The following is a 9,814-nucleotide window of genomic DNA, read 5'->3' as shown; positions in this document are numbered from 1 at the left end:
CGGTCAGACCCAAAACAGTCGCTGCGCTCCTGGGGCCAGCTTTCGCCAGGCTTTAATTTAGAACCCGAGATTCAATAGAGTCTCGGGTTTTTTTATGGACTGCTGGAAGTGGGTTCCACTAGGCCATGCCCTACACCGGCCATGGCCACAGCACTCGCTCACGCTCGCGGGCCACACTGTCGCCAGGCTTCTAAATAAAACACCCCGTTCAGCTTTGCTGTGCGGGGTTTTTTTATTTAGGACGCGAGGAGCGTCTCTCACTACACGGCCCATGCGACGAACTTTGTTCTGCAAGAACGAGTTTGGTGCGCCGACAGGCGTCGCGCAGCGATTGCGAGAACTGCTCGCAACACAAAGTAGGTCAGGACCCACAACGCTTCGCGGGGCCGACTCACCCAAAGCGTTCACTTCGTTCACGGGGCCGGCCCTCGCCAGGCTTTTAAATACTAGCCCCAACAGCTAACGCTGCTGGGGCTTTTTATTGTCATTTAAATGGCCAAAGCACTCGCTTTACTCGCCTACCCACTGGGCATAAAGGCCACACTGCCCCGAGATTCAATAGAGTCTCGGGTTTTTTTATGGGCAAAGGGAAGTGGAATCACCAAGAACAGTGCGTTACTCACGAAATACGAGGTTCATGCGACAAGCGGGGTTATGGGGTTGAGAAAGGGATAGCTCGGGTTACGGCGCATCTATAGCAGCTCAGGCCGAGCTGTAAAAATGGACCCAAACATACTTAGATAAACGGACTTCGTAGCAAACAAAACTAAACCGCCAGTAGGCCTGACTGCTGGGGGGTTAAAGGAAAGTAGAATGCCGCATCTGCATTAAGAACTCAGCTCATCAGCCATTTAATTTGATTGGCTTCGGCTTGTAATCTTTGCTTTCACGCAGTGCGCTTAACTCAGCGATCTGGGGCCCTATAGCTAAAATGTCATTGGCGTCGAGGACATCGACTTTTAACATTGGCAATAACACTTTTTCTAGACTCGAGCATAGTCTGCTAACTTCAGAGATGTTCAAGGTTGAGGAAGTCCCTACTACAGAGTGCACGGCACGGTACAGTGGGTGAAGCTCTTCCTTAGACTGGTCATGATTCTTGAAGTTAATCCAAAGATCGATAATATCCTGCAGTTTTTGATCGAGCTTAGCGATATAGCTGTTTTGCAAATCAACTAATTGAGCGTCGACGGAATCTGCGCTGGGACTATCATTTTGAGTCGTCATAGTGCCGCTGCCAAATAGTTTTGATTTCGTCGCCTAATGTCATCGGATTAAATGGCTTGGTAATGACATCGATAGCGCCCAAGGTTTTTAATTTTTCAATTTCTTCTACCTGCGCTTTTGCGGTGATAAATACTACGGGCGTGTCGCAAAATTCCGGGAGCTCTTGAATTTTTTTAAGTACTTGCGGTCCGTCCATACCGGGCATCATGACATCAAGTAAAATGAGTTGAGGCCTGAAATCTTCAAGAGACCCTAGGCCTTCGTTGCCGCTAGCGCAAGTTTTCACCGTGAAGCCTGCGATCTGAGCAAGCGCAATTTCAGCGACGACTCGTATGTCTGTCTCGTCTTCTACATACAGTAATTTGGTAAGTTCTGTAATTTCACTCATCGCTTTCAGCCGTTGTTGCGGGCTCGGCGTGCTTTAGGTCGATATAGAATGTACTGCCGTGGTCGAGCTCGGAGATGAATGATAGTGAGCCATTGTGCTGTTCAACAATGGCTTTAGATATATGTAAGCCCAAACCTGTACCACTCATTTCGCGTGTGTCCGAATTATCAGCTTGAGTAAACTTGTCGAAGACCTTGTCTCGGAACTCCATTGGAATTCCCCGCCCCTTGTCACAGACCGCGATTCGTATTTTGTCGTCTACAACGCGGGCACTAATTTCGACAACTGAATTTTTATGAGAAAACTTAGCGGCGTTAGACATTAAATTACTCATGACTTGCATCAGTCGATCGGGGTCGGCGTTAATGTAAAGTGGTAATGGGCAGTGGGTTAATACGAATTTAACTTGATGCTTTTCTGCGTAAGCTTGATTGTCAAAGATCGCTATTTCCAAAAACGGCCTTAGCTTGATTCTCTCTTGGTTCAATGACATTTTATCTGAGTCAATCTTTGAAATATCAAGAATATCATTTATGAGTAGAAGCAGGCGCTCACTATTTTTATGGGCAATATTGATCAACATTTTTATTTGGCCGGGATTTGCGTCGATAGCGCCGCTAATAATAAGATCGAGCGATGCCTTTATCGATGTTAATGGCGTGCGAAGCTCATGACTTACTGTGGTAATAAACTCATCTTTAATCTGTTGTTCGTGAACTCTACGCATGGCGCTGCGCAATTTCTCTTCGGTCTCTTTACGCTCAGATATGTCACGTACAATACCCGTAAACATGCGTTGGCCGTTCACTTCCATTTCACTAATTGCGAGTTCTAGAGGGAAGGTACTGCCATCTTTACGCAGGCCAGTGACCTGTCGGCCGATACCGATGATTTTTTTCTCACCGGTATCCAAGTAATTCTTTAAATATTGATCATGCCCATGTTGGTATGGATTAGGCATCAGCATAGAAACATTGTGCCCTGTCAATTCCTCAATAGGGTAGCCGAATATTTTTTCTGCGGCAGGATTCGCTGTCTCAATAAGGCCTCTATCACTTATCGTGATCACCCCATCTACAATCGTATGTAGAATGGCTTTGGTGCGCGATAGGAGGTCATTGACAGCATCTTTATCGTTCATTTCTGGCCCTAATTATGTCCACCTTTTGATGATGCTTATACTGCATAAGGTTTGATGGTAGCAGACCTCAGATTTTAGGGCGGGAATAAGGGGAAGTTTATTCGGGAATATACTTATAAAAAAATGTCTGCTATTTGTTAAATATTAATTAAAATCAATTACTTAACCTGCTGCTTTGCAAGCTTCCTGGCAAGCGTTCGACGGTGCATACCCAGTCTTCTTGCGGTCTCTGAAATATTAAAGCCGGTGTCGGCAAGGGTTTCATGGATACGTTCCCACTCGAGGGTTTTGATTGAGGTGGCGCGGCCGCGAATCTCTACTCCCACATTACCTTCAGCGTTATTAAAGGCCGCTTCAATGTCATCGGTATTGGAAGGTTTGGCAAGATAGTGACATGCCCCGAGTTTTACTGCTTCTACCGCTGTTGCAATACTTGCGTAACCAGTAAGCACCACAATGAGCATGTCGGGGTCGTGTTCGTGCAAAGCCTGTACACAGGCAAGCCCGGAGGCCTCGCCATCTAATTTCAGATCTACTACGGCGTAGCCTGGGGAGTGTTTTTCTAAAATATTCTTAGCACCTTCTAAGCTATTGGTACTTAGTACGGTGTATTGGCGTCGTTCTAACGATCGCCCTAGTGTCCGAGCAAAAGCGGCATCGTCCTCAATGAGTATGAGGGAGCGGAGAGCGCTATTGCTGTCGTCTGTCATCGCCTTAAGCCTCTTTTAGTCGGAGTGCATCCAGTGGCAGCCGAAGGTTTATTTCGGCGCCTCCTTCCAAACGATTTCTGGCGCCTACTTGGCCACCTAGGATGCGCGCCACGTTAAAAACCAGAAATAAGCCAAGGCCGCTGCCAGGTCTACCTTTGGTAGATTGGTAAGGTTGCCCAAGGCGACTAAAAACATCGTCTGAGAATCCTGGGCCGCGATCGATGACTCGCACAAGAAGCGCATCGTTTTCTCGCAAGACCGCCAGCCCAACCCAAGCTGGGGATGCCTCCAAGGCATTATCCAAAAGATTGCAAATTGTCTGCTTTAATACGGTGTCGGAGGCAATATCGATGTCTTCGCCAAATAAATTTTGAAAACTGAATTCGCCAACTTTGCGAGTGCTTTGCCAATCGTTGATCAGCTCATCAAAGAACTCACATACGGTGGTCTCGCCCGACGATTCCCCACGGGTTTCGCCCGCGGACATGAGTATACCGCTAACAATGGCTTTGCAGCGTTGTACCTGGGTCTCCATCTCGGTCACTTCCTCGCCAAGATCGGGGTCTGATTTAAGAAAGGGCATCCGCTGCCAATCACCGAGAATAACCGCAATGGTGGCGAGTGGTGTACCTAGCTCGTGGGCAGCACCCGAGGCCAGCAAGCCCATTCTCAGAATATGCTCTTCCTCTGCAGCGCGCTGACGTAATTCGGCTAAACGGGCGTCGTGTTCGCGATGTGTACGGTTTATACGGTTGATGAAAACCACCAGCAAAGCCGCATTTAGCACGAGGCAAATTAGCATGCCCTCAACATAGTAACTATGTATGCCGAGGTGATAATCATGGGGCAAATCAAGTGGTCGCCCAGCCTCGGCCAGCCAAAGAAAACACAGTGTCGCCACGCCCAGTAGTACCCATGCATAGGATTGCGCCAAGAGTACCGCGGCTAGCCCAACTTGTAATAGGTAAAGGAACACAAAGGGGTTTGTTGCGCCGCCGCTGAGATATAGCTGCATGGTCAATGTGGCCATGTCGACCAGCAGGCCCATAAAAAGCTCGGCGGTGCGTACTCGATGTCTAAACCGCAGGGCAAGCTCGTTTAGTGCATTAAATACCGCCAGCCCAGCAAGCACGATCAACATTGCTTGCATTGGCAACTCTACGCCAAAGCCGTAGTGTGTAACGAGAATAGTTAGGAGTTGACCGAGCACCGCCATCCAACGCAGTTGCACAAGCTGGCGCATGTGCTTACCAAGGGTGTCGGTATCATTACTGCTTGTTTGAGTATGTAGCGCAAGGTCGGCGGTCATAATAGGGTGCGTATTATCATTAACTGTCGGGAAGCTAGATAGTATACCTATGTGCACCGCTAAGTCGCAGCCGGATTCAGCTCGACTGTGAGTTTAATTTAGACTTTCGCTCTTCTCGAATAACGATGACCGCGGCAATAATGACCATAAACGCTAAGCCGTACCATGTGAGGGCATAAACGAGGTGGCTATTATAAAATGTAACCACCGTAAGCCCAGCCACGGGATGCTGCGATGCCTCCAATGGCGGGCGGGTTTGCGCAGTCTCTCGCTTCTCAGCGTCAATAAAGTAGGACGCGGCAGTTAGCTCGTGGCGAGCGGCAATAGCGCCCACATCTCGCGAATACCAACGATCTAGAGCCGGATCGTTTGCTCGCACCACGCTGCCGTCAGGTTCGGTCATTCTCAACAAGCCCACCACCTGTTGTGGGCCTGTTAGCGGGGGCGCCGCTTGAACCCCTTGATTGATGAAGCCTCGATTGATTAGAACGATGCTCTGATCTGCGCGCTGGAAGGGAGTCATGACCCAGTAGCCACTGCCCAGTTCAGTGGCTGCGACGACAAGGGTGTCTTTGCCGCCGATGAAGTTACCTGTCACTGAAACCCGCCGGTACTCATCGGCATCTTTACTGACAACCAGATCAGCGGCTGGCGCTGTTTCTGGTGATGCGTGAACGCGCGTTTCTACTCGCTCAATAAGATCTAGCTTCCAAATGCGACGGTCTAGCTGCCAGTTGCCGAGTAGAATCAAGCTGACGAAGGAAAACAAGCCGACGCCAGTAATAGCCCATTTGCTTAGTGCGCTACGTTTTTGCATTGTCGACTTTGCTCAGCTATATGGGCAACCATAATCAACTGCTACCACTGATCATGCCGGGCATCATATTAACGTTCATGTGGTACATCACCCACAGTGAACCCGCCAACGTAATGAATACTAGAAGCAGAGTGAACATCAGCGAGAGCATATTCCATCCCCCTTCTGAGTGGAAATTCATGTGTAAAAAGTAAACCATATGCACAAGAATTTGCACCAATGCAAAGCCCAGAATGACGATAACGGTTGCATTTCTAGAGGTAAATACATCGGCCATGACTAACCAGAAAGGAATGGCGGTTAGAATAACCGAAGCCATAAAGCCGATCATATAGCCACTAAATGTGCTGTGTGGGCCTTCTTCCTCGTGGTGATCAAGGCTGTGTTGATTGTGTTCGCTCATGATAGTGACCCCATCAAGTAAACAATGGTAAATACGCCGATCCAAACTACATCAAGGAAATGCCAGAACATTGATAGGCAAAATAGGCGGCGACGGTTGGCGACGTTAATACCGTGCTTGCGAAGTTGTACCAGCAGCGTCACTAACCAAATTATGCCAAAGGCAACGTGCAGGCCATGGGTACCTACCAGTGCAAAGAATGCCGACCAATAAGCGCTGCGTTGCGGACCCGCGCCTTCATGAATGAGGTGATTAAACTCATACAATTCTAAGCCCAAGAAACCTGCACCTAATAAGCCGGTGATGGCCAGCCAAATCATTGTTCCGTTCAACTTGCCTTGCTGCATTTGGAGCATGGCGAAGCCGTAGGTAATCGACGAAAACAACAGAAAGCCAGTGTTTATTGCCACGAGGTTTAGATCGAATAGATCGGCGCCTGTTGGCCCGCCGGCATAGCTTTGGCTCAATACACCGTAGGTTGCGAATAGCGCGGCAAAGATCAGACAATCGCTCATTAGGTAGATCCAAAAACCTAATAAGGTGCCGTTGGCTACGTGATCTTCTTCGCGCACTAAAAATTCTAATTTACCCGGCTGTGCGGCCGGCACTGCTGTTGAGTTAGACATCTTAAGCAAGCACCTCGGTTTGTTTAGCCGCAAATTCTGCTTCGGCCTTCTCCACTTCTTCTACAGGTATGTAGTAATCGCGCTTGTAGTTGAAGGTGTGAACAATAATAGCGGTCATTAGAGCGATAAAGGCGATGCCACCAATCAGCCACATATGCCATATCAGTGCAAAACCGAGCACGCCGCTAATACCTGAGATCACAACACCCGCGGCGGTGTTCTTGGGCATATGTATTGGCACAAAGCCGTCTGTGGGCCGCACAAAGCCATTGGCTTTCATCTGCCACCAAGCATCTATGTCATGAACTCGCGGAGTGAAGGCAAAGTTGTACTGCGGCGGTGGTGACGAGGTTGACCACTCCAGTGTGCGGCCATCCCAAGGGTCGCCAGTTTCATCGCGGAGCGAGTCGCGGTTTTTGTAACTGACGTAAAGTTGGATAATGAAGGCAAGAATACCCATCGCAATTAACACTGCACCAACTAATGCAACTTGGAACCATATCTGCAATGACGGATCATCGAAGCGGCTCATGCGTCGCGTTACGCCCATGAAACCCAGTAGATAGAGCGGCATGAATGCTAGGTAGAAACCGACAAGCCAGCACCAAAACGAGGTCTTACCCCAAAATGGATCAAGTTTGTAGCCGGTAACTTTGGGGTACCAGTAGGCAACGGCGGCAAAGGTCCCAAATACCACGCCACCGATAATGACGTTGTGGAAGTGGGCGACTAGAAAAAGGCTGTTATGCAGTACAAAGTCTGCAGGTGGCACTGCCAATAACACGCCAGTCATGCCGCCAATCACAAATGTCACCATAAAGCCGATGGTCCACAACATGGGCACATCAAACTGAATACGGCCGCGGTACATGGTGAATAACCAGTTAAATAATTTTGCACCGGTTGGTATGGAAATAATCATGGTGGCGATGCCGAAGAAGCTATTCACCGTCGCCCCAGAGCCCATTGTAAAGAAGTGATGTAGCCATACCATATAAGCCAGCACGGTAATCACGACGGTGGCGTAAATCATCGACGAGTATCCGAATAGACGTTTACGGCTGTAGGTAGCCACTATTTCAGAGAACACACCAAAGAGCGGCAGAATGAGAATGTATACTTCTGGGTGACCCCAGATCCAAATTAAATTCACGTACATCATGGCGTTACCGCCGAGATCGTTGGTGAAAAAACTCATTCCCAAGTAGCGGTCTAGCGTCAACATGCCCATTACGGCGGTCAAAATGGGGAAGGCGGCGACAATCAAAATGTTGGCGCACAATGACGTCCACACAAAGACCGGCATTTTCATCAAGTTCATGCCGGGCGCGCGCATTTTGACGATGGTCACCACGAGGTTAATGCCCGATAACAGTGTACCTACCCCGGCGATCTGCAAGGCCCATATATAATAATCCACCCCGACACCGGGGCTTTGTAATACCCCTGATAATGGCGGATAAGCGAGCCACCCGGTCTTGGCGAACTCCCCTATAAATAGCGATACCATAATGAGACCGGCACCGGACGCGGTCATCCAGAAACTTAAATTATTCAAGAATGGGAATGCCACATCGCGGGCGCCAATTTGCAGCGGCACGATATAGTTCATTAGGCCAACGACGAAAGGCATTGCCACGAAGAAAATCATGATAACGCCATGCGCGGTAAAGATTTGGTCGTAGTGGTCGGGCGGTAAAAAGCCCGTGGAATCGCCAAAGGCCATTGCCTGGTGAATCCGCATCATGATGGCATCAGCAAAGCCCCGCATCAGCATCACAAAACCCAAGATCATGTACATCACGCCGATGCGTTTGTGGTCAATACTGGTAATCCATTCCCTCCACAAATAGCCCCAGACCTTGTAGTAGGTCAGTGCGCCTAGTACCGCGCCGCCGCCAAGAGCGACCATCGCAAAAGTCGCTATCAGGATAGGGTCATGGAAGGGTATGGACTCCCAACTGAGCCGGCCGAATATAAGCTTGCCTAGATCAAACTGTTCAGTCATGAAAATTACCAGTGCCCTAGGGCATTGTCAGTGAATGGAATGAACGCGAAGCACTTATCTAAGCTACGCGTAAAACATTAGTGCTGATGGCTGGCCTTGCTGTGTGTGTCGACACTTGCCGGAGTGTTGTGGTCGCCATGAAGCGGCCCCATCCAGTCCTTCATACATGGGGTGCCGGGTTCTACGCAGCGGTTGAGAATAGAGTCGTAAAGCTCTGGTTCAACCTCGCTGTAGTACTGCACCGGATTGTATTCGCTGGGTTTGGCCAGCTCCTGATAGACACTGCGGCTAAGTATTTCGCCCTCGGTTTTTGCATTGGCGACCCACTGTTCAAAGTCCCCCTCAGCCATACCCAAAAACTTGAAGCGCATACCGTTAAAACCGGCGCCAGAGTAGTTTGCAGAGAAGCCATCGTAGCTTCCCGGCTCGTTGATAACGGCGTGCAGTTTGGTTTCCATGCCGCCCATCGCATATATCTGACCCGCTAGAGCGGGGATAAAAAATGAGTTCATCATGGTGGTGGAGGTAATCTTAAACTTGATCTCACGGTCTACTGGTGCTGCTAATTGGTTAACCACCGCAATGCCCTGTTCTGGATAAAAGAATAGCCATTTCCAATCCATCGCCACTACTTCAACGATCAGGGGCTCTTCTCCCTCAGGTATTGGCTTGCCTTCACTGATACGATCTAGAGAACGATATGGATCGAGCTGGTGAGTGCTTACCCACGTCAGCGCACCCAAGGCGATGACGATGGCCAGCGGCGCGGCCCAGATAAGTAATTCCAGGCTGGTCGAGTGGTCCCAGTCGGGTTTGTAAACCGCATCTTTGTTGCTGGCCCGGTAGCGCCAGGCAAACAGAAATATGAAGAAAATGACTGGCACGACGATAATTAGCATCAGGCCCGTCGCCCAGACAATGAGATTGGCTTGCTGAGCGGCAATATCACCGGACGGAGACATCACGACGGTATCGCAGCCCGACAGCAGTGCGACGGTGGCCGTAAAGAAAATCTTGCGTAAAGTTCTAGGTGTCAACATCGGCACTCGCAAATTCAAGTGTAAGGAGAGGGTGTGACTTTAAGCTAAATACATGGCTGAGAGAATTGGACAATTTGTCCTATGGCTGGGTCGTCACAATGAGAGTAGTCTTTCATTAATCACTAAATTTGGATATCAATTGCGC

At 49.2% G+C, this 9,814-nt stretch carries 10 protein-coding genes; all 10 read right to left on the bottom strand.

What is annotated here, in order from left to right; translation table 11 throughout:
• Positions 1–843: 843 nt before the first annotated feature.
• The 10 genes from AB4875_RS15870 to cyoA all read right to left on the bottom strand — a co-directional run bounded on the left by AB4875_RS15870 (position 844) and on the right by cyoA (position 9,669).
• Positions 844–1,227: an Hpt domain-containing protein gene (locus AB4875_RS15870; protein WP_368377033.1), complete on the bottom strand. Its 384-nt coding sequence runs from the start codon at positions 1,225–1,227 to the stop codon at positions 844–846.
• The gene (locus AB4875_RS15865) at positions 1,211–1,615 is read right to left on the bottom strand and encodes a response regulator (protein ID WP_368377032.1); all 405 of its coding nucleotides are present in this window, start codon (positions 1,613–1,615) and stop codon (positions 1,211–1,213) included. The genes AB4875_RS15870 and AB4875_RS15865 overlap by 17 nt, the downstream gene beginning before the upstream one ends.
• Complete coding sequence (locus tag AB4875_RS15860) at positions 1,608–2,756, bottom strand: PAS domain S-box protein (RefSeq protein WP_368377031.1); 1,149 nt, start codon at positions 2,754–2,756, stop codon at positions 1,608–1,610. Before AB4875_RS15860 ends, AB4875_RS15865 begins: the two co-directional genes overlap by 8 nt.
• Positions 2,757–2,914: 158 nt before the next feature.
• On the bottom strand, positions 2,915–3,466 hold the full coding sequence (locus tag AB4875_RS15855) for a response regulator transcription factor (RefSeq protein WP_368377030.1): 552 nt from the start codon (positions 3,464–3,466) through the stop codon (positions 2,915–2,917).
• Positions 3,467–3,470: 4 nt separating this feature from the next.
• Entirely contained in the window at positions 3,471–4,775 is a 1,305-nt protein-coding gene (locus tag AB4875_RS15850; protein ID WP_368377029.1) for an ATP-binding protein, read from the bottom strand.
• Positions 4,776–4,851: 76 nt separating this feature from the next.
• Positions 4,852–5,592, bottom strand: coding sequence for an SURF1 family protein (locus AB4875_RS15845; protein WP_368377028.1), 741 nt, complete (start codon positions 5,590–5,592; stop codon positions 4,852–4,854).
• Positions 5,593–5,626: 34 nt separating this feature from the next.
• Positions 5,627–5,995: a cytochrome o ubiquinol oxidase subunit IV gene (cyoD, locus tag AB4875_RS15840; RefSeq protein WP_368377027.1), complete on the bottom strand. Its 369-nt coding sequence runs from the start codon at positions 5,993–5,995 to the stop codon at positions 5,627–5,629.
• Positions 5,992–6,621: a cytochrome o ubiquinol oxidase subunit III gene (cyoC, locus tag AB4875_RS15835; RefSeq protein WP_368377026.1), complete on the bottom strand. Its 630-nt coding sequence runs from the start codon at positions 6,619–6,621 to the stop codon at positions 5,992–5,994. The genes cyoD and cyoC overlap by 4 nt, the downstream gene beginning before the upstream one ends.
• 1 nt (position 6,622) lies before the next feature.
• Positions 6,623–8,629: a cytochrome o ubiquinol oxidase subunit I gene (gene cyoB, locus AB4875_RS15830; protein WP_368377025.1), complete on the bottom strand. Its 2,007-nt coding sequence runs from the start codon at positions 8,627–8,629 to the stop codon at positions 6,623–6,625.
• Between the two features lie 77 nt (positions 8,630–8,706).
• The gene (gene cyoA, locus AB4875_RS15825; RefSeq protein WP_368377024.1) at positions 8,707–9,669 is read right to left on the bottom strand and encodes a ubiquinol oxidase subunit II; all 963 of its coding nucleotides are present in this window, start codon (positions 9,667–9,669) and stop codon (positions 8,707–8,709) included.
• Between the last annotated feature and the right edge of the window lie 145 nt (positions 9,670–9,814).

The organism is Zhongshania sp. R06B22 (assembly GCF_040892595.1).
In the GTDB taxonomy this organism is placed as follows: Bacteria; Pseudomonadota; Gammaproteobacteria; order Pseudomonadales; family Spongiibacteraceae; genus Spongiibacter; species Spongiibacter arctica.
Note: the sequence above shows the minus strand (reverse complement) of the source record. Positions and strands in the feature narration are given on the sequence as shown.